General features: G+C 70.4%; 17 protein-coding genes and 1 pseudogene. 8 read left to right on the forward strand and 10 right to left on the reverse strand.

Features of this window, described 5'->3' with window-relative positions; genetic code table 11:
• From cobF to def, 4 genes are all read right to left on the reverse strand, one after another.
• Positions 1–769 (reverse strand): precorrin-6A synthase (deacetylating) (gene cobF, locus NBZ83_RS14025; protein ID WP_261575132.1); only part of this gene is annotated, 769 nt, incomplete at its 3' end.
• Between the two features lie 294 nt (positions 770–1,063).
• A complete protein-coding gene (locus tag NBZ83_RS14030) occupies positions 1,064–2,845 on the reverse strand; it encodes an FAD-binding oxidoreductase (protein WP_261575133.1) in 1,782 nt (593 codons plus the stop codon).
• 125 nt (positions 2,846–2,970) lie between these two features.
• A complete protein-coding gene (locus NBZ83_RS14035) occupies positions 2,971–3,933 on the reverse strand; it encodes an LLM class F420-dependent oxidoreductase (protein WP_261569090.1) in 963 nt (320 codons plus the stop codon).
• A 169-nt stretch (positions 3,934–4,102) separates the two neighbouring features.
• Positions 4,103–4,681: a peptide deformylase gene (gene def, locus NBZ83_RS14040; protein ID WP_261569089.1), complete on the reverse strand. Its 579-nt coding sequence runs from the start codon at positions 4,679–4,681 to the stop codon at positions 4,103–4,105.
• Positions 4,682–5,131: 450 nt separating this feature from the next.
• On the opposite strand from def, the gene NBZ83_RS14045 reads away from it, so the two are divergent.
• The 5 genes from NBZ83_RS14045 (at position 5,132) to NBZ83_RS14065 (ending at position 9,171) form a co-directional block, all read left to right on the forward strand.
• Positions 5,132–5,824, forward strand: coding sequence for a Fur family transcriptional regulator (locus tag NBZ83_RS14045; protein ID WP_261575134.1), 693 nt, complete (start codon positions 5,132–5,134; stop codon positions 5,822–5,824).
• Between the two features lie 124 nt (positions 5,825–5,948).
• On the forward strand, positions 5,949–7,019 hold the full coding sequence (gene tsaD / locus NBZ83_RS14050; RefSeq protein ID WP_261569087.1) for a tRNA (adenosine(37)-N6)-threonylcarbamoyltransferase complex transferase subunit TsaD: 1,071 nt from the start codon (positions 5,949–5,951) through the stop codon (positions 7,017–7,019).
• Positions 7,020–7,108: 89 nt separating this feature from the next.
• Complete coding sequence (ureG, locus tag NBZ83_RS14055; protein WP_264763295.1) at positions 7,109–7,822, forward strand: urease accessory protein UreG; 714 nt, start codon at positions 7,109–7,111, stop codon at positions 7,820–7,822.
• A 98-nt stretch (positions 7,823–7,920) separates the two neighbouring features.
• On the forward strand, positions 7,921–8,526 hold the full coding sequence (locus NBZ83_RS14060) for a DUF2889 domain-containing protein (protein ID WP_261569086.1): 606 nt from the start codon (positions 7,921–7,923) through the stop codon (positions 8,524–8,526).
• Between the two features lie 213 nt (positions 8,527–8,739).
• The gene (locus NBZ83_RS14065; protein ID WP_261575135.1) at positions 8,740–9,171 is read left to right on the forward strand and encodes a peptidoglycan-binding domain-containing protein; all 432 of its coding nucleotides are present in this window, start codon (positions 8,740–8,742) and stop codon (positions 9,169–9,171) included.
• A 9-nt stretch (positions 9,172–9,180) separates the two neighbouring features.
• Here the strand turns inward: NBZ83_RS14065 and NBZ83_RS14070 are convergent, their stop codons facing one another.
• The gene (locus tag NBZ83_RS14070) at positions 9,181–9,864 is read right to left on the reverse strand and encodes a TetR/AcrR family transcriptional regulator (protein ID WP_261569084.1); all 684 of its coding nucleotides are present in this window, start codon (positions 9,862–9,864) and stop codon (positions 9,181–9,183) included.
• 122 nt (positions 9,865–9,986) lie between these two features.
• Here NBZ83_RS14070 and NBZ83_RS14075 point away from each other — a divergent pair, with 122 nt between their 5' ends.
• Positions 9,987–11,135 (forward strand): acyl-CoA dehydrogenase family protein, encoded by a 1,149-nt coding sequence (locus tag NBZ83_RS14075; RefSeq protein WP_261575136.1) that lies wholly within the window; start codon positions 9,987–9,989, stop codon positions 11,133–11,135.
• Positions 11,136–11,155: 20 nt separating this feature from the next.
• Here NBZ83_RS14075 and NBZ83_RS14080 read toward each other — a convergent pair whose 3' ends face one another.
• The 4 genes from NBZ83_RS14080 to NBZ83_RS14095 form a co-directional block, all read right to left on the reverse strand.
• On the reverse strand, positions 11,156–12,700 hold the full coding sequence (locus NBZ83_RS14080; RefSeq protein WP_261575137.1) for a tyrosine-type recombinase/integrase: 1,545 nt from the start codon (positions 12,698–12,700) through the stop codon (positions 11,156–11,158).
• Positions 12,701–13,560: 860 nt separating this feature from the next.
• The gene (locus NBZ83_RS14085) at positions 13,561–16,539 is read right to left on the reverse strand and encodes a DUF499 family protein (protein ID WP_261575138.1); all 2,979 of its coding nucleotides are present in this window, start codon (positions 16,537–16,539) and stop codon (positions 13,561–13,563) included.
• On the reverse strand, positions 16,536–18,926 hold the full coding sequence (locus tag NBZ83_RS14090) for a hypothetical protein (RefSeq protein WP_261575139.1): 2,391 nt from the start codon (positions 18,924–18,926) through the stop codon (positions 16,536–16,538). The genes NBZ83_RS14085 and NBZ83_RS14090 overlap by 4 nt, the downstream gene beginning before the upstream one ends.
• Before the next feature lie 470 nt (positions 18,927–19,396).
• Complete coding sequence (locus NBZ83_RS14095; protein ID WP_261575140.1) at positions 19,397–22,771, reverse strand: helicase-related protein; 3,375 nt, start codon at positions 22,769–22,771, stop codon at positions 19,397–19,399.
• A gap of 581 nt (positions 22,772–23,352) precedes the next feature.
• Between NBZ83_RS14095 and NBZ83_RS14100 the strand changes: the two genes are divergently transcribed.
• Both NBZ83_RS14100 and NBZ83_RS14105 read left to right on the forward strand, forming a co-directional pair.
• Positions 23,353–23,790 (forward strand): hypothetical protein, encoded by a 438-nt coding sequence (locus tag NBZ83_RS14100; RefSeq protein WP_261575141.1) that lies wholly within the window; start codon positions 23,353–23,355, stop codon positions 23,788–23,790.
• Positions 23,712–24,323 (forward strand): hypothetical protein, encoded by a 612-nt coding sequence (locus NBZ83_RS14105; RefSeq protein WP_261575142.1) that lies wholly within the window; start codon positions 23,712–23,714, stop codon positions 24,321–24,323. Before NBZ83_RS14100 ends, NBZ83_RS14105 begins: the two co-directional genes overlap by 79 nt.
• 101 nt (positions 24,324–24,424) lie before the next feature.
• On the opposite strand, the pseudogene NBZ83_RS14110 reads toward NBZ83_RS14105, so the two are convergent.
• Positions 24,425–24,904 (reverse strand): annotated as a pseudogene (locus NBZ83_RS14110) (hypothetical protein); the annotation flags it as partial.

Below are 24,904 nucleotides of genomic sequence, written 5' to 3' on the forward strand. Positions count from 1 at the left end.
CGGGTGGACGGCGGCGCAGCAGGTAGATGTCCATGATCCAGCCTTTGCGGCGGCGGGCGTCGGCGCGGGTGCGGGCGATGGAGCTGCCGACGTCGGCGACCCGGCCGTGTATGAGCATCTCGTCCGAGGTGCCGAGGTAGGCGCCCCAGTAGATGTCGAGGTCGGGGTCGTCGAGGGTGCGGAAGGTGGTGTCCGCGTCGAGCATGACGACGACGTCGTCGACCCCGGGCGGGAAACCCTCGGCGAGTCGGCGGCCGGTGGTGATCTCGACCGGGCCGCCGACGCGGTTGAGCACCAACCGGTGGCTCGCGGCCAGCGCCTGCACGCTGGTGATCCCGGGGATCACCTCGTAGTCGAACGCCACCCGGCCGCGGGCGGCGACTCGCTCGATGATGCGCAGCGTGCTGTCGTAGAGCGACGGGTCGCCCCAGACGAGGAACGCGCCGCAGCCGTCCTCGGCCAGCTCGTCGACGATCATCCGCTCGTACAGCTCGGCGCGGCGGTCGTGCCAGTCCTCGACGGCGGCGGCGTAGGCGGCCGCATCGGCGGGATTCCGGTCGCGGCGTGGGTCGCGGGCCTCGACGACGCGATAACCGCCAGCGCCGATGTGCCGGTCGAGGATCTCCCGGCGCAGCCGAACCAGGTCGTCCTTGGCCGGACCCTTGTCCAGCACGAAGAACACGTCGGCGCGGCCGAGGGCCCTGACCGCCTGGATCGTGAGCTGGTCCGGATCCCCGGCCCCGATGCCGACCACCAGGATCGTGCGCATGTCCACCGCCCTTCCCCTGTCCGCAGTCCCTTTCCCGTGTTCGGTGACGGGGTGTGAGGCCCGCCGGCACCACCACACCGCCCCGCGAGGAGGTGGTGTGCACGGGAGCGGCGCTACCTGTTCCTTCCGGGGGACGAATCAGACGCCGAACCCCCCGGAAGGAACAGGTAGGCGTTTTCCCACGCATCCGCCGCCGACGCACGAACCGTCACCCGGTTCGCGATCCGACTCGGCCACACCGCCAGGCGTCACGGAACGTGATAACAGAACGGGAAAGGGGCCTCTGAGGCGCCACTAGCCGGCCGCCGACTCGCCGTCTCCGGTCAGCCCGCCGTCCTTCGCCGCACCAGCACCAGCACCAGCACCAGCACCAGCACCAGCACCAGCACCAGCACCAGCACCAGCACCAGCACCAGGGATGATCTTGCCGGGGTTGAGGTTGTGGCCGGGGTCGATGCCGTCGAAGAGCGCGGAGAGCAGGTGCACGCCGGCCGGGGAGATGTCGTCGCCGAGCCAGGAGGCGTGCTCGAGGCCGACCGCGTGGTGATGCGACAGGGTGCCCGCGAGGTCGAGGAAGCCCTGCTGGATCGCGGACTTCACCGTGTCGTAGCCCTCGATCGCCGCGAGGGTGACCGGGGATTCGTAGGCGAACGTGAAGTACAGACAGGCGCCGGAATGGTACGAGTGCGACAGGTGGCACATGATCCAGCCGTCGACGCCGATCTCGGCGAACGCCTTGTTGGCCCGGGCCACCACGCCCCGGTACAGCGGGGCGAGCTGGGACCAGGACGCCGACGTCTCCGACACGTCCGCCACCGCACCCTGACCGAGCAGGAAGTCGCGGATGTAGGGGGTGTCGAACTTCTTCTGGTCGTAGAGCTGCCCGGGACCGGTGCCGACGCAGATGCCGCCGTGACGCCCGACGATCTCACCGACGAGCTTGCGCTGGGCCTTGACGTGCGCGGGCGTCCCCTCGAAGCCGATGAACGACAGGCACATCTGGTCCAGGTCGTAGTTGCGGACGCGGCGCAGGTACTGCTTCAGCCCGGCGGAGACCAGCCCCGAGGCGAGCGAGCCCTTCCTGCGGGTGGCGAAGGAGAACCGGGTCTCGTTCGCGTCGGACACCCGGGTGACGGTCGGGCTGGCCTCGCTCGCGGCGATCTCCCGCATGGCGACGAGGGCATCGTCCCAGGTGGGGAAGAAGTAGCCGAGGATGACCCGCTCCTCGGGCACCCGGTGGACCTGCACCGTCGCCTCGGTGATGATGCCGAGCCGGCCCTCGCTGCCGAGGATCATCTCCCGCACGCTCGGCCCGGTCGACTGGCTGGGCACGGGCCGGGTCGCGAGGACGCCGGCGGGGGTGACGACGCGCACCGCCCGGGTGATCTCGGCGATGTCGCCGTACTTGTCGGACTGCATGCCCGACGAGCGGGTGGCGATCCACCCGCCCAGGGTGGAGTGGGAGAAGCTGTCCGGGAAGTGGCCCAGCGTCCAGCCCTGGGCGTTGAGCTGCTCCTCGAGGTGCGGGCCGAGCGCCCCGGCCTGGATGCGGGCGAGCCGGGCGTCGGCGTCGATCTCCAGGACGCGGTCGAGGCGCCCCAGGTCCACGGAGAGCACCGGTCGGGTCTCCGCGCGCGGCGCCTCCAGACTGCCGGAGATGTTGGTGCCGCCGCCGAACGGGATGACCACGGCGTCGGCGTCGAGCGCGGCGGCGAGCACGGCCCGCACCGCCTGCTCGCCGTCCGGGTAGACGACGGCGTCGGGCAGCCTGCCGAGGTCGGCGTTGCGGATCCGGACCAGGTCACGCAGGCTCTTGCCGTAGGCGTGCACCACCCGGTCGTGGGCGTCGGTGTGGACGTGCTCCGCGCCGACGGCGGCGACGAGCGCAACGCGCAGCGCCTGCGGCAGCGTCGGCTCGGGAATCGCCAGATCCGCGAAGGCCGGCGGCTGCGCGGGCGGCCGGGTGATGTCGAGACCGATGTGCGTACGCACGAACGGCGCCAGGTCGGGCTTGTCGGCGTGGCTGAAGGAGACACTCTCCCGGCCCCAACCCCACCACTTCATGTGCTCGACCAACGCTGGCTCCTCGACGACGACGGGCGTTCGGATGGATTCGGGATGCAACGATGCAACAGGCGGCGGGGCAGGGACGGCGACCGGGCGAGGACGCAGACGCGGACGCACGGTGCCCGCCGGGCGGGTCAGGTACCCGCGAGCCGCGCGACGACGGGTGCCAGCGCGGTGAGCGAGTCGAGGGCGACGCCGATGGTGCTGATCCCGAACCGCTCCCGACGTTCGACGAGGTCGTCGACGATCTGGTCGACCGAGCCGCACAGCGCGTGCGGGGTGGCGTAGGCCTGCTCCGTGGTGAGCCCGAAGCCGGCGGCGAGCTGCTCGACGATCTCGTGGCGGTTGTCGGTGACGATCGCCAGGTGGATGCGCACCTGCAGGGTGAGATCGTCCCACCGGGCGCCGGCGGCCTCACGGATCCAGGCGATCTTCTCGTCGGTGGCGGCCGTCGTCGCGTTCGGGCCGAGGGAGGCGTCGATGACCCCGCCGACCATGTTCATGTTCAGCCCGATGATGTCGGCCTCCCGGGCGGCCAGCGACAGCAGCCGTCGCCCGCCGCCGCCGATGACGATCGGCGGGTGGGGGCGCTGCACCGGCTTCGGCGTGCCGCTGAGTCCGGCCACCTGGTAATGCGTGCCGTGGTAGGTCAGCGGACCGTCGGCGAACATGCCCTTGATGACGTCGAGAGACTCGGCGAGGCGGCTGATCCGCACCCCCGGCGGGTCCAGCGGCAGGCCGGCACGGGCGTAGTCCGAGGTCATCCAGCCGGCGCCGAGGCCGAGCTCGAACCGGCCGCCGGACAGCGCGTCGAGGGTGGCCGCCTCCTTCGCGAGCACGACCGGATGCCGGTAGTCGTTACTGAAAACCATCGCACCGATACGCAACGTGGTCGTAGCGTCCGCCGCGGCCATCAGCGCCGCGATCGGGGCGACCTGCTCGTCGAGATGGTCGGAGACGGTCAGCGTCGCGTACCCCAGGTCCTCGACCTGCCGGGCAAGGTCCGCCCACGACCGGGCGTCGACCTGCTCGGGCGAGGAACACTGGATGTTGAACCGGAACGGCCGCTTGTACGGCCCGCCAGAGAACTCCGTCACCGCGGCCACTCCCCACTCACCGACATCCTCGACACACCGGCATTCCCCTGCCCGACATTCCCCCGACCGGCATTCTCCCGGACGGCGTTCCTGCGATTCTCGCGGGCGGGAGGATGCCAAGACAGCTCGCCCCCCATCCGGTGTGCCGCCGTCACCCGATCCTCCCGCGTCACTGGTCCGCGCGGCGCAGGGCGCGCAGTTCCTCGCCGGCCGCGCGCACCTGCTCCGGACTCGGCGCAGGCTCGCGCAACGCCTGCACGGCCGCCTTGCGGTCCTCGCCGGTCAGCCGGTCGAGATACAGCGTGCCGTCGAGGTGGTCGACCTCATGCTGGAAACAGCGGGCCAGCAGACCCTCGCCGGCGTACTCCACGGCCGCACCTGCGACATCCACCCCGCGCACGCTGGCCTGCAGCGCCCGCGTCGTCGGGAAGTGCCGGCCCGGCACGGACAGGCAGCCCTCCAGGCCGTGCTGGTGCTCGCCGTCGACGGCCAGTTCCAGCACCGGGTTCACCACCACGCGGGGCACGCGGGGCACCGCGACGTCGCGCGGGTCGTAGTCGACGTCGAAGACGAACACCCGCAGGCCGACGCCGACCTGCGGGGCGGCCAACCCCACACCGGGCGCGTCGTACATGGTGTCGATCATGTCTTCGACCAGTCGCGCCAAAGCGGCGTCGAACGTCGTCACGAGCGCCGTCGGGGTGCGTAGCACGGGGTCGCCGACGGTGCGGATGGGGAGTACGGCCATGGCGGACACTGTGTCATAAGGAGGCCCGCCGCCGAGAGCCCACCGCCGAGCGCCGGTCACCTGCCCGCAACAAAAGCCGCTTCGGGAGCCGCCCTGGCACTCAGGCCGCCGGGCGGAGCACGGGCGGCCGGACGGAGCACGGGCGGCCGGACGGGCCGCGATCCGGTCGACCACGCGGACGTTTTCTCCGCGCCGTTCCGGTCAACGAACCGGCGCCTCACCCTCCCCGGATTGGAGAACTTACTTTCGGTGTGACGGGTGCCCGGCAAACGGCGGGCGTTCCACCACCGATATCTCCGTGGGATCGGGCAGCCGGGTGGACCCGTCGGTTCGCATTCGCCATGGCGGCGATGCGTCCGGATTCCTCGTTTCCACGCCGACGTGCCTGGCGCGTCACGGGCATTCCATCCGTCGGATTCCCGGACCGGGGCCCCCGAGCGGCGGTGATCGATGACCGGGCATCCGACGGTCGACGTTGCGATGGTCGTGCGCGCGGTCGCGTACGCACCGACTCCAGCGGGGATGATCGGTACGGCCGGCGAGGCCCTCGCCCGGGAGCGCCGCCGGCCGGCCGATCGTTGTCCGGAGGTGGACGTCATGCAGGACAGTAGGCCCGCCGGCGCCGCCGCACCGAATACCGCCGCCGCACCGAATGCCGCCGCCACCCCGGGGGCTGGCGCCGAGCGGCGGGATCTCGCCGCGGCCGGGATCGCCGAGCTGCGGGCGCTCGGGGAGCGGGTCACCCCGGCGCGCCGGGCGGTGCTGCGGGTGCTCGCCGAGACCAGCGAGCACCTCTGTGTCGACGACGTCCTCACCCGTGCCGACGTGATCGTCCCCGGGCTGCACCGCACCACCGTCTACCGGGCGGTGGAGACCCTCGGCGACCTCGGCCTGGTCACCCACGTGCATCCCGATCACGGGCCCGCCGTCTATCACCTCGACCCGTCCCTGACCGGCAGCGGCCACCTGCACGTGCGTTGTCGGCGCTGCGGGGAGATCAGCGACGTGCCGGCCGACCTGCTCGACGGCGTCGCCGAGCGGCTCGCCCGCCAGATCGGGTTCCGGCTCCAGCCCGATCACGCCGCGCTCACCGGCCTGTGCCGGGCCTGCGTCGCCGCCGATCCCGCGGACGACCCTCGCTGACCTGGGCTGACATGCGAACTCGGGGCCGGCGTAGTCTCCACACAAGGGTGCAATCTCCTGCCCTGCGCGGGGACGGTGCTGGTAGGGACGATGGCGGTCCGCCGTCCGAGGGAGGCCACGAACGATGCCGGTGCAGCCCAGCCCGGTGGTGATGGGCATTGAGACGTCCTGCGACGAGACCGGGGTCGCGCTCGTCCGCGACGGGGTCCTACTCGGCGAGGCGCTGTCGACGAGCATGGACCAGCACGCCCGCTACGGCGGCGTGGTGCCGGAGATCGCGGCGCGGGCACACGTTCAGGCGGTGGTCCCGTGCGTGCGCGCGGCGTTGTCGTCGGCGGGGCTGACCGCCGCCGACATCGGCGCCGTCGCCGTCACCGCGGGTCCCGGCCTCGCCACCGCACTGCACGTCGGGGTGTCCGCGGCGAAGGCGTACGCCACCGCACTCGACGTGCCGCTCTACGGGGTCCACCACCTCGCCGGCCATCTCGCCGCGGACCTCGTCGACGGCGAGCCGCTGCCCGACCCGGTCATCGCGCTGATCGTCTCCGGCGGGCACACGTCGCTGCTGCGCGTCGGCGACCTGGCCCGCGACCCGATCGTCCACCTCGGCGACACCCTCGACGACGCCGCCGGCGAATGCTTCGACAAGGTAGCCCGGGTCCTCGGCCTGCCCTACCCGGGCGGGCCCGCGGTCGACCGCGGGGCAGTCGGCAACGATCCGACGGCGCTGGCGTTCCCGCGCCCGCTCACCGGCCGCACCGACTCGCCGTACACGTTCTCCTTCTCCGGGCTGAAGACGGCCGTCGCCCGCTGGGTGGAGGCCCACCCCGACTCCACCGTCCCTGCCGGCGACGTGATCGCGTCGTTCCAGGAGGCGGTGGTCGACGTGCTCACCGCCAAGGCGGTCCGCGCCTGCCGCGACCACGAGATCGGTGACCTGCTCATCGTCGGCGGGGTCGCGGCGAACAGCCGGCTGCGGGCCCTGGCGGCGCAGCGGTGCGACGCGGCTGGCATCCGGCTGCGGATCCCCGCCCGCAAGCGCTGCACCGACAACGGGGTGATGATCGCCGCGCTCGGCGACCTGCTGGTCCGCTCGGGCGCCGCGCCGTCCCGGCCGGACCTCGCGGCGATGCCCGGCGCCTTCCTCGACCACGCCCAGCTCGGCGTCGCGCACCCGGCGCAACGCGCCGCCTGACGCAGACCGGCCCGACCACCCCCCGCCCGGTCCGACCGCAGGCCGCCCGACCGCACCCCGTCCGCCAGCACCCCGGGAGAGCTTCGACGATGCATCTCGGTCACGACGAACTACACCCGCCGCACGCGCACGGCGGTGGTGGCGGCCCGGTGCCGCTCGGGCGGGCGCCGCGCATCGGCGTCGGCGGCCCCGTGGGCAGTGGGAAGACGGCGCTCGTCGCCGCGCTGTGCCGCTCCCTGGCGCCGAGCCTGCGCCTCGGCGTCGTCACGAACGACATCTACACGACCGAGGACGCCGACTTCCTGCGCCGCGCCGGGGTGCTGGACCCGCAGCGGATCCGAGCCGTGGAGACCGGCTGCTGCCCCCACACGGCGATCCGCGACGACATCACCGCCAACCTGGACGCGGTCGAGGATCTGGAGGCCGACGCCGGCCCCCTCGACCTCGTCCTCGTCGAGTCCGGCGGCGACAACCTCACCGCGACGTTCAGCTACGGCCTGATCGACCGGCAGATCTTCGTCGTCGACGTGGCCGGCGGCGACAAGGTCCCGCGCAAGGGCGGCCCGGGAGTCACCCTCAGCGACCTGCTGGTCATCAACAAGACGGATCTCGCTGCCCTGGTCGGCGCGGATCTCGGGGTCATGGCCCGCGACGCCGCGGCGGCCCGCGGCACCCGTCCGGTGCTGTTCACGTCGCTGACGGCCGACCCCGCGGCCAGCGACGTGACAGCCTGGGTGCGGGCCCAGCTCGCCGACCTGTCCCCGCACGGCCCCCGAGGCGCCGCCCCGGCCACCGCCGGGTAGGCCGAGCCGGCGCGGCATCGCGTGCTGGCCCCGGTCCGACCGCCGGACCAGCCCATGGCGCCGCACGCGGCCGCCGGGCGAGCACGAGGGGAGCCGCGATGTCACAGGCCGTGCCGGTGCACCGCAGGACGATCGAGATCGAGACCCGCCAGGCCGACGACCTGTTGATCGCTCAGGCGAGGCTGCGCGACGTCCGACCCTGGCATCCGGACCCGGACCGGGTGCTGCTGCATGACATGGAGCTCGTCCTGCACGTGCGGGCGGCGGACCTGACGATCGTCGCCGTCGAATCGCGGATGAACGCCTTCCCACACACCGAGTGCCCCCTGATCAGGCCGAGCTTCGACCGTCTGGTCGGGTTGTCGGTGCGTCGCGGGTTCACCCGCGCCTTACGCGAGACCGTCTCCGGTGTGCATGGCTGCTCGCACCTGCACGAGCTCGCCCGCGCCGCCGGCCCCGCCATCATCCAGGCGACGCTGAGCAGCGCCGACGCCCGCCGCCGCGGCCTGACTGCCGACGCCGAGACGCCGGTCCGGGCCGAACGCTCGGGTCCCGTGGTGAGCGGGCAGCCGGCCTCGGCCCTCACCGGAAGCTGCCACATCTGGGCACCCGACGGCATCGCCATACGTAAACTCGCCGCCGGCTGGCGCCCGGGCTTCGCCCCCTATCCCGCCCCACCGCTGACCGCGTACGAGCCGAGCTGACGCCCAGTCAACCGGCGAAACATCGGCCGCCCCGACCGAACCCTCGGGGCGGCTGCCACTTCCAGGCAGCCGCGAAGAAGGAGACGTGCGGACAGGTCCCGGGGTGTCGTGAGCACGACGAAATGCGGCGGAAATCGGTGGTCGAGCGCAGGCTCGCACGTATTCCACACCATTCTTATCCGCCTCCGCTCACGCGACACGGGAGATGATCTTATGACGCTCGCCTGGCCCGTTCAGAAGCCCGACGACTTCGGACACACCGTGCAGCTCGTGCAGTATCTTCTCGGCGCGCACAACCTGGGCGTCCTTGTTGACGGCGTTTACGGACCCGGGACCACGGCCGCCGTGCGCGCTTTCCAGACCCGGCACCGTCTGACGCCCGACGGGCAGGTCGGCCAGCGGACCTGGCCGGTGCTGATCGTGCCGGTGCGGACCGGTTCGCGCGGCGACGCCGTCCGCGCCGTGCAGGACGCCTCCAGCCTGCTCGACCCCGACTACCGGTGGAAGCTCCTGGTGGACGGCGAGTTCGGGCCGCGTACCGACGCCTGGGTGCGGCACTACCAGTCGACCGTCCACGCCGTCGTCGACGGGGAGGTCGGCGCCACCACGTGGAACCACCTGGCCAGGGCCGACCGGGCCAGCTGAGGCCACCGCCTAGGTGACCGTCTCGGACGCGGCGAGCGCCGGGGCAGGCCGGCTCGGCGAGCCGTCCGCAGCGTCGGCGTCCCGGCGGGCCAGGCCGTGCAGCAGCAGGGAGGCGAGCTGGGCGTAGGCGTCGGCGTCGGCGAGGCCCGTCTCCCGTTCGATCGTGCCCTGCTGGATGCCGACCATCGCAAGCGTGGCGACCTGGCCGACGAGGCGCGCGTCGACCTCCCGGAACACGCCCGCGGCCACTCCCTCGGCGACCAGGGTGCGCAGCTTTGCCGCGGCGAAGCTGGTGTTGCGCTCGTAGATCGCGCGGGCCGGCGGGAACGCGGCGAGGTCGGCGCGGAAGGCCGCGGAGGCGGGGCGTAGCTCGGCGGCGACCCCGTCGAGGTAGCGACGCAGCCGATCGGCCGGGTCGGGCGCGCTGCGCAAGCTGTCTTCGATCCGCTCGGCGGCGTTGCGGAAAAAGTGCACGACAACGGCGACCGCGAGCTGTTCCTTGCTGTGGGCGAGGGTGTAGAGCGTCGATTTGGAGCACCGCAGCCGGCCGGCGAGGTCAGCGAGGGTGAACCGGGCGAATCCCTCCGCGAGAAAGATCTCGACGAGGGCGTCGAACAGATTCGACTGGCGGCTGGTCCTCGGTCCACCGGCCGACGCGGCCGACCAGGTGTCGATGTCCCAGTTCACCGTCATGATCGATCAATTTACCCCAGCACCAAACAGTACCGCGGTACTCCGTGCGGTACTGTCGTCTCCGTCGCACGGTGAGCCCCGGGCGACTCCCGGTCCCTCGGTGCGATCCCTGGAGGCACGCCATGCCGGCCGACCGCCTACTCCCCTCCCCCGAGGCCGGCGAGCTGATCGACCTCGTCCGCACCATCGGCGAGAAGGAGATCGAGCCTCGGGTCGTCGACGACGAGGCCAAGGCCCGCTTCCCCCGCGAGGTCTTTCACATCCTGGGCGACGCCGGGCTGCTCGCGCTGCCCTACCCGGAGGAGTTCGGCGGCGGCGGCCAGCCCTACGAGGTCTACCTGCAGGTACTGGAGGAGATCGCCTACCGGTCGGCGTCGGTCGCCGTCGGGGTGAGCGTGCACAGCCTGAGCTGCTTCCCGCTGGCCTACCACGGCGCCGAAGCCCAGCGCGCCGACCTGCTGCCCCGGCTGCTGTCCGGAAAGCTGCTCGGCGCCTACTGCCTGTCCGAGCCGCACGCCGGCTCCGACCCGGCGGCGATGACGACGGCCGCCCGCCTCGACCCCGCCGGCGGATACCGCCTGTCCGGGACGAAGGCGTGGGTGACGCACGGCGGCGCCGCCGACTTCTACACCGTCTTCGCCCGCACCTCCGCGGACCGCTCCGGCGGCATCTCCTGCTTCCTCCTCGACGCCGGCACCGCCGGCATGGACGTGCACCCGCCCGAGCGCAAAATGGGCCTGACGGCCTCCCCCACGACCCAGATCGGCTTCGACGAGGCACCCGTGCCCGCCGACCGCCTCATCGGCACGGAGGGCAACGGCCTGCGGATCGCCCTCGCCGCCCTGGACGCCGGGCGGCTCGGCATCGCCGCCGCCGCGGTCGGTCTCGCCCAGCGCGCCCTCGACGACGCGGTCGCCTACGCCAAGGAGCGCCAGGCCTTCGGCAAGGCGATCATCGACCATCAGGGGCTCGGCTTCCTGCTCGCCGACATGGCCGCAGCGGTCGAGTCGGCGCGGGCGACGACCCTGGCCGCGGCCCGGCGCCGCGACGCCGGCCTGCCCGCCGGCAAGGCCGCGAGCATCGCCAAGCTCGTCGCCACCGACGCCGTCATGAAGGTCACCGAGGACGCCGTCCAGGTCTTCGGCGGCGCCGGCTACACCAAGGACTACCCGGTCGAGCGCTACATGCGCGAAGCCAAAATAATGCAGATCTTCGAAGGAACCAACCAGATCCAGCGCATGGTGATCAGCCGCCACCTCGCCCGCTCCTGATCAGAGGCCGTTTCCGCTGGTCAGAGGTCCAGTTCTGGTCCGGTCGACGGTTCGGGCTCTGCCGGGGTGATGTCCGGCAGTGTCCGATCCAGTCCGGTCGTTTCCGGCTGGCTGCGGATAGGGCGCGGATGAGAATCCGCCGGCTCCGGAGCCGGCGAGACCCCGGACGTCTCGCTCTCGGCAGCCAACGCCGCGTCGATCCGCCGCCGGGCGGCCTCGTCCCCACCGGCGATGCACCTCGCGTAGACGAGCAGGCACACCCGCACGGAGTGGCCCGCCCACTCCGCGACCTGAGTGACGGGGACGCCGGCGTTCAGCCAGCCGGACACGGCGGCGTGCCGCAGGTCGTAGGGCCGTCGCGCCAGCGGCGATGCCTGCTCGGCTGGCGTGAGGGCGATCTCGCGGGCCTGCCGCCACCTCGCGATGTACCGGATCGCCTTCACCGGCCCGTCCTTTCCCGACCGGAACAGCCGACCATCGGCGGTAACCCCGAACGTGTCGATATGGCGGCGCAGGATCGCGACCAGCGGCGGGTTCAACGGCACCTGACGCACCTCCCCCTTCGCCCGGTGCTTGAGTTCCCGAGGCTGGCGCGGCCCGTCCGGAGCATCGGACCAGCGGGGCGAAATCTCAGGATTGTTCGCGTCCACAAGCGCTTCACCCCAGCCGGACGCCGGCAGTGTCAGTTGGTCAAAGCGCAGTTCTTGGAGTTCGCCGGGTCGGAGCGCGGCGTGGTAAATCGTGGCGTAGAAAGCCTCCAGATCGGGGGCATGCTCGGCGACGACCGCGAATAGGCGGCGGGCCTGGTCGGCGTTGATGACGACGCGCCGGTCGACCGCGACAAGCTTGCGCGGCGGCCTCCAATCGAGCCCCGTGAGCGGATTGGCGTCCAAGTCACCGCGAGCAATCGCATATTTGATCGCCATCTCGAAGACCTGCCGGCGGCGAACAATGGTGTTCCCCGCAGCCGGACGGCCATCCATCCGCCGGGACAACGCCCCGAGGGCCGCGCGGGCGATCTCCGGGTCCACCAAGTCCGTGACCGGCCGGCTGTGCCGCTCCATCCAGTCCAACACCCCCGCCCAGCCGACGGGTGGCGTCGCCTCACGTCTGCGGCCGTCCCGACCCGGGACGGAACGCACGCCGGTGTTGAACGACCAGCCCGCCAGGGCTTCACGAACGAGCCCCGCGAACTCCGCCGGCACGGGAGCGTCGAAAAGGGCCTCTGTGGCAATCCCAAGCCCCTGCGCGATCGAACGCCGACTGCCAGGAGCCTGCCGCTCCTCCCACTTCGCATCCGTAAAACCCCGCGCCACTTCAAGCCACGAACGCGGCGCCGGCGGCGGCTCCGCCGCCCTCTGGGCGAGCACCTCCCGCACTGGCAGCCCGGTCGCGACGTCGAACGCCTCTCCCTTCTTCACAGCGGCGAAAATCTCCGCCCGACGCGCCTCAGCCGCCCCCTTCGTGACGAACGAGCGGGAATTCTCCGAGGGGCGCCCGGCGACCCACCACCGGGCCTGCCACGTCGACCGCTTCTTCCCCTTCACCTCACGAACGGCCCACACCCGAACATCGAACGACGTCTGCAGGTCCGCCCCATCCCCGCCGGGCCCGCCGTTCCCAGTGGATCTACCGGGAATACCAGTGCTCATCGGGCCGGGTCGCGCGTCAGGCCGTCGAGCCAAGCATTCAGATCGTCACGAGCAACCCGGATCTGCCCGTTCGGCAACTTGATGACCTTCGGCCCGGTCCCCTTACGCTGCCAATCAGACCAAGTCGACCGCGGCAACGGCCCGTCCGGCCCGCCAAGCTCCACAAGCACCTGCTCGAGAGTCAGCAGGACCCGCTGATCGACCCGGGCCGGCTGCTTCTTCCCTTGGACAGGCCTCGCCGGCCGGCTCGTCGGACCCTGGCAGCCATCCCTGCCGCGCTCGGGCATGGGCAAAGCCCTGACCGCTGGGCTCACGGCGACTGGGCGCGGATGGCAGCCTCGGCTTCTCGCGGTTTCACCGATGGGCGGCGCATGGCCGGAGGCACCGCCGGCCCGGCGTGAGGACCATTGCATGGCCCAACAGCATCAGCAGTGATGACATCGCCGCTGTCACCACAACCTACATCGCCGCCACACCGCAGCGATCCGCCGCATCGGATCGACACCAAGGTAGTCATCGCCGTTCCCGTGGCCCCACGACGTAACAGCTCGGGGCCGCCGCAGAAAGCCGATACAGCGCCGGCAAGCCGATCGAGCCCTGCCCGATCAGCGGTCAAGCCGGCCTGTCAGCCTCGGAAGAAGCCGAAGGCACGGAACCGGGATGGCGCGGCGTCGCCCGGCTGGGTCGGCGGGGTGGAATCCATTGCGTCAAGCGGCCGCCGGCGACCGGCTTCTGATCAACGTCGCCTACTTCTCTTGTGCGCGGCCGGCGAACTAAAATTCGTCCTCCTTGACGGTGACGGTGACACCTCGGATCGACTTTGCTTTTTCGGCGAGCTGGGATGCATCACCTGTGCGGGCATTGATTGTTATCTCGATTCCTACCATCTGAACATCCAGGGCTCCGGCTTTCAGCGGGTCGACCAAGGAGGCTAGTTCTCGGATAAGGCCCCACACACTCTCACGTCTGCTGTCATCGCTCAGCGATGACAGTGGCATGCGAATCTTGGTGACTTCGTACGTCGGTGCCTGCTGCTTCCTTTCCAGGCCCTCTTCCTTGTCGACCGGCCCCGGCGGAGTCAATATATGTTTCGTCGAATTCTTCGTCGGGTCGCCGGGGGTCAGCGTGGGGCGCCCGGTGCCGAGCCAGGCGTCTTGCGCTCCTGTCTTAGTGGGGGGTGCGGGCTTCTCGGGGACGGGTCGGGGCCGAAGCCGCTGCTGGATCGACGCGGGCTGGATCTGCCCGGCGTTGGCGGGGCGAACCTCGTTGCCATCGCTGTCGGTAAGCATCCATGCAGTTCCGGTAGCCAGTTCGAAGACGGCCTGGCGCAGGTCGTTGTCGCTGGCAACCAGCGGCCAGCCCGGGTCGCTGTAGGGCAGGGTGAACAGCTCCCTGGGGGTGAGGTGCCGGTCGAAGTTTCCTCCGGTGATGAGCTGGTCGACGTACAGCGGCGAGAGGAAACCGGCGGCCACGGCACGACCGGCAGCAACAAGTTCGTCCCAGACGTGCTGGCCGGAGAGTGAGGTTCTGCCGTCCGGCACCGTCTTGTACTGCACGGCCAGGCCGGCCGGTGTGCGCAGCAGGTAGGCGTAGTGCTGGTAGGCCCACCTGATGTCCGTGTCCAGCGCCGCCCGCTCCTTGTCCCGGCGGTCGCAGGCCTCGCCGTACCCGTCGTCAGTTTCGTCCAGCTGGGGGACGACCCGCTCCCAGGCGAGCAGCTGCCGGGCGCGTTCGCGGGGGCGGACGCGCCGCTGGGTGTTGACCATCGCGACGACCAGGGAGGCGGCGTGGTCGGTGTTAAGCCCGGGGCTGATCCCGAACACCGCGTCGAGGTCGGCACGGGTGGCCGCGTCCTTGCCGTTGAGCAGCGTCCAGCGGCGCGGGTCCAGTATGACCAGGCGGTTACGCTGTCCGTCGACGTCGGCGAAGCACACGTCCACCGCTGTTGCGTCGCCAACGTTCCGCTCGACGGGAAACGGCGCGCCGAAGGGACCTTTGTCCGCCCGCTGGGCGAGCTGAAGAGCGCGTGCCCAGACACGCGCGAGCGCGTCGTCATGACTGATCATCGTCATGGCGTTGGCATGGAACATGGTGAGTGTCTGCTTGACCGACAGGTAGAACCGTTCGGCGTCCTTGCCACCAGCGGGCTTCGACCGCTCCAGCGCACCGAGGCCGCCCTGTAGCGGCCCGGCGACGAGGGCGTTGAAGACCTCCTCGGCGCCTGAGTAAGGTACGCCGGGCCCGGCGAGCGCCGCGATCAGCTCGGCTTTCGTGGCGCCGCGCGCGGCCCAGGCGCGCGGGACGAGGCTGTAGGCGAAGCAGGCGGTCGCCATCCGCTGGGCCGGGGTCGGCTGACCGGCCGAGACGCCGCTTGCGGCTAGCGTCGCGTCCAGGGCCCAGGCGGTTCCGGCGCCGCCGCCGGAACGGACGATATCGGTGCTGGCGACGGCTCGGTAGCCCTGGATCGCCCGGTCGTTGCCCGCCAGCACGCCGGAGGAAAGTACGGAGTCGAGCGCGTCAGTGTATAGCGGGATGTCGCCCGGGCCGATCAGGTCGGGCGCGTACTCGCCGGACTCGTGCCGGCTCACCCAATGCAACACCGTCCGCGCGAAGATCGAGACGGTGGAGCGGACGCGCTGGAAGGCCTGAACCTTGGACCATTCTTTGGAGACCAGCTCGAACAGGTCCGGGTGGAACGGGTAGGTGTCGACGATGCGGTCGGCGAGCCGGTCGAGCCCGCGGCCGGCGCCTAGCCGGCGGTACACCTGGCTGGCCCAGACGTCGTCGGCGGCGGCGACGCATGCGCGGGCGACCGCGCGGGCCGGGTCGTCCACGTCAGCCCGGGTAAACAGGCGGCGGCGGATGATATGGGCGAAGTCCGCCGGTTCAGTGACGGTGACGGTCTCACCGTTGCGCTGAAGCCGGGCAGTCAGATAGGCGCGCAGGTCCGCGGCGGCGGGATGGTAACCCTTCTCATCCTCGTCACTGCGGATCATCACGACGACCAGCGCGACCTGGGGCTGGTCTCCGACAGCCTCGGTGAGGGCGTTGAGGAACGCCTGCTCCCCGGGGAGGCCACCGATGGTGGTCTTGTCGGAGAGGGCCATCGCGTAGTCCATGAGCTCGTCGACGACGACGAGTACCGGACGGGCGACCTCGGCGAAGGCGGCCTGCAACGTAGCCTTGTTCGCGCCAAGGTCGACGTAGTGCCGCCAACGGCCGACTCGGTCGGGGTGGCCGTCGAACAACCCCCACAGCAGCCGTCCAAACAAGTCCGTGGCCGGGCCGAACCGCGGGTCAGATTTGCCGGGCGACACGGAGTCGCCGATCAGCAGGACCGGGACGACCGTGCTCAGATCCAGAGTGTGCCCACCCGCGGTCGCCTCCACGGCAACCGCCCGGCCGAGCTCGGAAGAAAGGAAGACATCAGGTTTGTCAATCATGTGCCAGATGCCGACGAGGGCATGGCTCTTCCCGCCGCCCATGCCCTGATCGAGGTGAAAGCACGCCGTGGTGTCCAGACCGGTGACACCAAGTCGCCGCGCCACCCGGCTGAGGAAACCGACCAGCAGCGGGGTGGGTTGGGTGATGTCGGTGTAGTAGGCACAGCTGGCGTAGGGCACGAGCGCGGTCTGGTAGGCAGCCTTGGCCAGGCTCATCTGCAGGTCGCCGACAGAGCCGTCGGTGAGGCGGACCTCCTCACGCAGGGTCAGGACACCGGCCCAGTGCGGGGCGCGGGCGGGGCCGGTCACGGGGTCTCCTCGAACAGGGCGGACTGGAAAGTCGACTGCGTGCTCGTGCGTGTGGCGGCCTGGATGGAGCCGTGGTTGCGCTTGACCGCGGCGAGCGCAACGGCCACCGGGTCGGAGGTGGGCAGTTTCGTAGTGAGCCAGTCGACGAGTGCCCACACGTGGGCGTCGGTGGGGCTCCGCTCGGCCGCGGACAGACAGGCCGCGACGCTGTCAGTGCCTGCGGGCCAGGCTGCGGCCATCGCGCGGACGACCTCGTAGGTGCTTGACGCCGGGCTCAGTGGGCCAGGCGCGTCATGGCGGAGCCGGTAGCCGGCCCTGGTCTCGGTGAGAATGGGCCCGCGCAAGTCCTCCAGTCGCAGGCCGTCGGACTGGGCAAAGAACCGAGCCTCGCCCTTGGGGACGTCGACCCGGCCGTGGACCACATGCCAGAAGACCGCCAGGCGGGTGTGCGGGTCGAAGGTCTCCAAGGGCTGCTCGTCCAGCCGCAGCGCGACGGCGTCCCGGACCGCTCGCCGGGCGAGGGTCATGTAGTGCTCAAGGGACATAGCGCTGCCGTCCGGGGCGATGACCCTGTCATAGCGGCCGACGATCTGCAGCGCGGCCCCGTAGGAGGCCATGAGCTGGTCGTCGAGGGCGAGCCCGTCGATGTCCCAGCCGCGGCACAGATACTTGACCTGGGTGACGACCTCGGCGTCGACCTGCGCCGCGATCCCGACAGGCCTGTTCGGCGGTGCGACCCGGGCGCCGATGGACACGGTCACGGTGATTGTTGCCACGCCGGTGACGGCCGTCTCGGTGCGCGAGGGCCACGACGAGGTCACGACGAAACCGGTGTCGACGAGCGCCGAGAGTAGACGCTTCCATGCCTCGGGGTCGGCATGGCCGAAAATGACGGTCATGTGGCCGGCAGCTTTGAGAACGCGACGCGCCTCATCAAAGGATTGGGCAAGCAGACGTCTGTAGCGGGCGTCGTCACTGCGGGGGTCACCGGCGCCCTTGGCCCCCCGGCCCTTGATGACAATTTCGTCGGCCTTCTCCTGGAGTCCATTCGGACCGCCCTCGAAGAGGCCAGGCATCGCACTCGCGAGGGCTCGCTTGAACCAGACGTAGAAGATGTCCGACGAGTCGCTATAGACAATCATGTCGTCGTAGGGCGGATCCGTGACGATCACGTCGACGGTGCCATCGCGGATTGGTAGTGCGGTTGCCGACTGACGGCGGAAGCGGGCGTGCTGGCCGGTGGCCTGGTTCTCTTCCAGTACCTTAGCCAAGGCGTTGACCAGGCTGGTGGATACGGAAGCCCACGTTCCAGGCCCCGTGCCCGGGCCAGCTTCAAGGTAGTCGAACTGATGTTTGACAACGGACTGCGACGAGAAAACATGGTCGACCTGCACACGGTTCTGTTCCGTGCCGTCGGCCTGTCCGTGGGGACGGCTACCGGAACCGCGCGTGCTGTACTTGATCTGTCGCATCACGTTGCTGGCAGCGAAACCAGCGAGCGCGCGGGCATAGTCCTGGCTGACGATGCCGGCCAGCTCGTCGTAAAGATCGTTGATGACCCTGGCGGTCGCGGCGAAGAGCACTGCCTGCCGCGGGTTGAAGAGGGATCCGTATGTCCGGTACCCGTAGCCGCTTCCCCGCACGTTGTCCTTGTTACCAGCCGGGATCCGTTCGTCCGGAATGGCGCTCATGCCCCCGATCGGAGGCAGGGAATCCGGGTCGGCGCTGTGGGCGGCGGCGGTCTCGTCTTCGCGTGGAGCACGGAAGACCTTCCGGTTGGTCTCGCGGTCGATCTCCGCCACCGCGAGCAGTGCGTCTCTGTACTGGTCGGCGAACCCCTTGGCCTTCACGACATCGAGGCTGTGGACCCGACCACAGCCGGGAAAGGGACAGCGGGCCGACTTGCCGCGCCGGCCGGCAAGTACAGCGAAGACCGGTTCCTGCTGCGGGGGGCTGTCGTGTACCTCGGTCCGGAACTCGTCGCCGTCGAACAGGAGCCGGAGGGACTGCCCGACATCGTCGGTCCGCATGTAGGGGTACCGGAGCACCATCGACCCGGTCAGCGGAAACCGCCGGCCGCAGCCGTCACATGGCAGGGTGACCGCCCACAGATACGCCCACGGGGTTCCCTTTTGATCGGGGTTGTCTGGGTAGAGATGGCCGACTTCCGCCGCGACGCGTCTGCCTACCTCTCCGAGGACCTTGCGGACGTCAAGGAGAAGCCGGGGCTCCTCCACCCCAAGGTTCTCCATTTCCTCGAAGGCCCGTGCGCCCGCCGTGGTCCGGCGACGGCCTCGGCGGGTTGCGGGCGAAGTGTCCTCGTCGGCGTCATCGGCGTGGTCCGGCACCTCATAGGGCACCGTGGGCTCAGCCGACCAGTCCCGCATCGGGAAATCCGCGAGTAGCTGGCCGCCGAGTGTCGCGACCGGCGACAGGTCTGTCCCGACCGCGGACGCACCGGCGCGGGCGGCCTCCAGCGGGAGAATCCCCCTGCCAGAGAACATGTCCAGCAGGACAGGGGGTTTCGGTCCGTACTGGTCGGCGATGCGGGCACGTAGACGGGCCCAGACCGCCGGATCGTTCTTCTTGATCACAGCCTTGATGTCCGTACGGTTGCCGGGTGTGTCGGGTAGCAGCGAGCACAGAACGGCGGCACGTGCCTGCGCGATCGGCCGGGAGGCGAACCAGGTGAACAGGGCCTTCTCCCGGCGACCGGATCCCTCGGGCGTGCGGACCGCCTCGTCGACCTCGGAGCAGGGGAACCAGGTGTCGATCAGACGTGCGGCCGGGTCCGTGGCCGTGCTCGTTGTGATGGTGTCCGCAGCCGGCGCCGGGGCGGGGGCGTCGAGCGGAACAGTCATGTTTGGGCTCCGATCAGGCGTTTCAGTTCGGACAGAGGAATCCGGATGCGCTCGATACGTCGCGAGCTGGTCAGCGTGGCGGCGGGGTTGGGCTGGCGTAGCCGGACGATCGGAGCCGTCGCACACGAGTCGACGACGTACAGCCAGTACTCGGAACCGCGTTGCTGGGCCTGGGCCCATTCGTGCTCTTCGAGCCAGAGCGCGCGCAGGCCTCCTTGCAGGCCCTTGACCTCGACGAGGCGCTGCTCCCGGCTGGCCCGGTGTCGGGCGTACAGGTCGTAGCCGACCCCTGCGGTCTGCCGGTCGTCGACGTCGTAGCCGAGCCTCTCCAGCTCGGCGACAACGGTTGCGATCGCGACCTTCTCGGCATCGGGGTCGTAGCCGAGTTGGTCCACTCGCGCGCCTCCGGTGACAGCAATCCAGCCGACCAGTCGCACGGCGCTGGCTGCCACCTGCGCAATGTCGTCGAGAATGGCGAGCCGCTGCTTCTTAACCACGTCGAACTCGGCGAGAAGCCTGCGCCGGTCGACAAGGGCGCGGTCAGCGATGGACTCCTCGAACCGGTACTGGGTGGCATCGAGCTGTGTCTTGGCGGTCCTGATCCAGGCCTGCCGTTCGGTGGTCAGCGCGGCGACCTGGCCACGCAGCTCTGCCTGGGCCGCGACGGTCGCGTCATGCCTGGTCGCCGGTGGCAGCGTGGTCGGTCCGGTCGCACCGGGATCCCCGGGCGCGGGGGCGCGCAGGGTCATCAGCGACTCCCAGGCCACGGGCAGCGCCTGGCCGGCGGAGCAGCGGATGAGCAGGGGGGCCTTGCGAGTCGCGCGGGTAGCGCCGTCATGCAGCTGGATGTCCGCATCGAACAAAGCCAGGACATACGAGGTCAGGGAAGCGCCGTCCACGAGCGCCGCACCGCGGACGAGATCCTCCTCGCCGACCGTGAGCGCATGGGCGACGAGCGCCTGGAACGGCTCCTCGGTCGGACCAAGCACAACAACATCGTCGAGACCGGTCGCGCCGTCGTTGATCGCCTGACGGACCGAGGCTCCGTCCGCGGCGACATACCCCTGGGGCCCACCGCCGAGTGCCGCCGGGAGGGTCCGTCCGCCGGCGGCGGTGAGCCGGCGGATACCTTTCGCCGGGCCGGGGTCGATGGCCCAACCGTCGCTGCGGGCGAGCTGGTCCACCATCGCGTCGACGATGACGGGGTTGATCGCCTCAAGCCGGTCTGCGGCGAACCGCTCCAATGCCTCCCCGACATTCGCCGGCGTGCTCAGCGAACGCTCGTCGGCGATGAGCGCACGCGCGGTCTCAACGAGAGCTGCGGCTTCGGGGATTGGGACCTCGCGGCAGGCCTGAGCGTCGACCATCGCCTTACCCCAGTCGAAGCCAGCCCGAGCGGCAGTGGCGTCGAGCAGGTCGTACACCTTGCCGTCCAGAGCCTCCGCGGCGCTCGCGATGTTGTTGAGCATGACCTGCTGAACGCGGCCCTCCCGAGTGTGCGGGGCGACCAGGTGGTAGACGAACACGCGATGACTCTGGCCGACCCGGTGTAGGCGGCCCATGCGCTGTTCAAGGCGCACCATCGACCAGGGAAGATCCCAGTTGGCCATGACGTGCGCGGACTGCAGGTCGATGCCCTCCCCGCCCGCGTCGGTCGACACCAGGACCTGGAACGCCCCGGCCAGGAACCGTTCCTGCAGCGAGTCACGGATCCGGTAGTCGGCCGAGCCGCTGAGGACATCCGTGCTGAACCCGGCGTGCTCGAACCGGCTCCGCAGCCAGTGGGCGGTGTCAGTGAACTCGGTGAACATTAGGAGCTGGCCGTGGCCGGAGCGGATCCCATGCCGGTCGAGGCATTCCATGAGCGCCGTCCACTTCGCCGGAACAGCAGCCTGCTCCGCGGCGCGCAACGTGTCCAGAACCGCGGCCACGCGGGCCAACTCCGCCCGCCTGTCCCGAGTCCGGGCGGACACGATCGCGTCCTCCGCCCGCGCCCAGGCGTCATCATCATCGGCCGCCCCGCCCAGCCCTCCGGCGGTCAGCAGGTCGTCGGGGAGCGTCGGGGTGCCGCGTGTGCTCGCCGCCGCTTTCAGCGCGTCCTCACGGCGGCGGATCGTCGCCGCCGCAGCGTGCAGGCTGGACGCGGCGCGCTTGCCGTAGATAGAGCGGGCGAGGACGGCGCTGTCGGCGTAAAAGGCGTCCACGTAGTCCATGACCGCGTCGTAGCCGGCTGCCTCGTGGGAGCTGAGCCGGACGGCGACGGTCTCGGAGAACCGCGGCGGGAAAAGATCGCTGCCGCTGTGGTCGACGAGTTCTTCCTTCATCCGGCGGAGGAACGACAGTCTGCTGGGGACGAGCGCGGTCTCGTAGTCGGTCTGGCGGGGATCCCACGGGTACAGCGTCGGGTCCAGCAGGTTCATCAGCCCGCGGAAGTAGTGCTCCTTGCCGCGATGCGGGGTGGCGGTCAGCAGCAGCAGATGATGGGCGCGGCCGGCCGCCGCGCGGGCAGCGGCGAGGTACTGGCTGGTGGGGGTCAGCCGATGCGCCTCGTCAAAGATCGCCAGAGACCAGGAGGCCCGGTCTCCGGCGATCTTTCGCCGCACGTCGGTATTGTGGGTGAACAGGTCGAGCGAGGCGAGCCACACGTCGTAGCGCGGGTCGAGGTCGGCGGGATCGGCGGCCAACTCGTGGGTGATACGTCGCGTCTCCACGCCGAACAGGCGCCGCAAGTCCCGTTCCCACTTGGTAACCAGGTGCGCCGGCACGATGATCACGGAACGGCCCTGGACCAGGCCTTGTCGGCAGCCTTCGGTCAGATACATCCCCGCCATGATCGTTTTTCCGGTTCCGGGTTCGTCTCCCAGGAGAAACCGCAGTCGTGGCTGGCCGAGCATGTGCCCGTGGACGGCATCGTCCTGATGGGCGTACGGGCGCAGAGGACGCGTGGCCAGCACCGCGGAGCGGATGCGGGGCACGGCGTGCTGCATCCAACGCCCCCACAGGGCCGTCAGCGCCCGCGCGGGGTCGCCACCACGGTCGTTAATCGGGACCAGCCCGCTGGCCAGCTGCTGCTCGGACAGCAGGATCCGGCGCGGCTCGCCACCAGCGTCGAGGACGAAGAGCTCGATCGCTCCGTCGTCTGCCCAGTCGGCATCCCGGACCGTCATCAGGGTGCCGTCGACACGCACCTGCCGTCCCTTTGCCGGCAACTCGATCGCCATAGGCCCCCCGGTCCCCTTGGTCATGGCGCACCCGCAACTGCAGTGGGAAGCCCCCAGCTCCATTATGTTGCAATTTATACGTAGTGCGTCCTTTCGGCCACGATGGGCCGACCTGAACCCCGACCTCTCACGAACTCGGGACGGGCTCACCAGCGCCAGCCGACACCCCACCCCAGCTGATCTGGCACCCGAGGCGGCCGAGTAGCTGGGGCCGACCAACTACCGGTTCGCCGAGCGGACCGGGCGCACCCACGCGGCCGTGCACGCCCTGCTGGATGCGGGACACACACCCACCAGCGGGCGATCGCCCGCCAGCTGGGCATGGGACGGAGCACCTTCGATCCCCGGCATCGGTCAGCCGTTGGCATGCGGGCGTGGGCGCGGCAGGGGGGAGGCCATCCGCAAATGCGTCCCTGGGTATGAGGGTGGCGGTCGGCCCGAGGTACGGGCCCGGTCCGCTGCGTAGCTGTGCGAGCGCGCGTTCGTACCGGGCTCGTAGGGCGGCGGCCCCACGAGCCGGAGCGTGCACGTCTCCCAGATGCCGGCGATGACCGGAACGCCGAGGTCCACCGGCACGCTGCCGCGCTTCTTTTGAACCGTCGTCGAGCCGGACGACCGTGAGCGGGGTGACGCTGCGTCGTCGTGACGACCATGACGTTCTGGCTGGTCCGCGACGCGCCGCAGACTGTAACTAAAAGTATCTTGACGGCCATTTTTGGCAAAATAGATGAATGACGTTGAAGGTCGCCGTCGTCGCGCCGGATCGGGTGCCCGAGATCTTCGCTGGCGGTTACGCGGATGCCTGCGCCGCGCTCGACCTGCCCCTGGTCGATGACGGCTACGTGCTGAACCTGTTGTCCGCGCCGGCCGCGCGCCTGACCGTCGTCACGCGGGACGCTGGCCGGGTCGGCGTGACGAGCGAGGACGGCTGGGCCGAGGTCACGCCAGCGGGTGACGGGCAGTGGGTGGATGTTCGGGATGGGTGGCCCGAGGAGTTCGATCCCGGTCCGCGCTGCCAATTCTGCGGCGACGAGAATCCCAACTGGATCTTCCCCAGCGTCGCAGTCGACGTCCTCCTGGGAGGGAGCTCGTGGGGGAGCACGAGGTGCTCGGCGCGGAGACCGGGGGCGAGGCCGGCTGGCACGCGTGCGACGCCTGCCGTGACCTGATCGACGCCGACGACTGGATCAGGCTCGGCGACCGCTACGGCGAGCTGGGCGCGCCGGTCACGGTGCAGGCGGCCTGGCGGCAGTTCTGGGCCCACCGGACAGCGGCGCAACCCGCGCCGACGTTGCCGTGGACCGTGGTGCGGCGCCGGCGGATCGCCCACGCGATCCGCGCGCACTGGGACACCATCTTCGACCATCTCGACCTGCCCGTTGTGGGGCCGGCAGAAGAAGCCCGCGACGCCGTCGCGCAGCGGGTACTCGACGCGGCCCGCGAGTACCTGAGCAGGCCGCCGGTGCGGCGCGGCTGGGTCCGTGCCTACCCCGCGTCGGGGGCGGCGCGGCTGCTGTGCGTGGAGGGCGATGGGTGGAACCTCGTCGCCCGCACGGACGCGTCCGCCTACCTGCTCACCGACGCCCTACCGAACCTGATCGTGGCCGTCGATCGTGGCCCGCGGCTGCCCGCACTCCTGTCGGGGCTTGATGCCATCGCGCAGCGCCGCGGCGTCGATGGGCGTCCGGACTCCCTCTCATAACTGCCTGCCGAGGTGGGGTCAGTTCCCGGGAGCGAGTAAGCCGATGAAGCGGCTTCTGGAGATCCGCCGACGTGGCCTGCACGACCATCGGACCGATGGCGTCAAAGGGTGAGATTCGGCGGCTCGACGGCGTGGGGGTGCTGCGGGTTGGCGGCGGGCATCGATGGCTGGCCGGCAAGCGCAGGTGAGGACGGCGCGCTGTGAGCACCGGCTTTCTTGTCGCTGGCGGGGGTTTCAAGGGCTTCGGGGGCGTAGGCGGTGACGAGGGCGGCGAGGGTGATGAGGGTTTCGGTGCCGTCGAGGTTGATCCAGGGGTGGTCGGCGAGGATGCCGCGGAGTGCGTTCGGGGATCGGGTGACGGCGGTGGACAGGGTGTGGTTGTCAACCTGCAGGGTGCCGTGGCGGGAGTCGTGGAGGCGGAGGGTTCCGTCGGTTGCCTCGTGCAGCACGGGGGTGCGCCAGCTGGTTCTCGGGGTTTCGTCGACGGTGGGGTTCGTGTCGTGCAGGCCGAGGAGGTCGTGGTCTCGGTCGGGGGCGTGGCGTTGGACGAGGTAGAGGGCGCGGGCGCTGTCTCTTATACA

The sequence above is a fragment of the Frankia gtarii genome (assembly GCF_025403375.1).
GTDB lineage: Bacteria > Actinomycetota > Actinomycetes > Frankiales > Frankiaceae > Frankia > Frankia gtarii.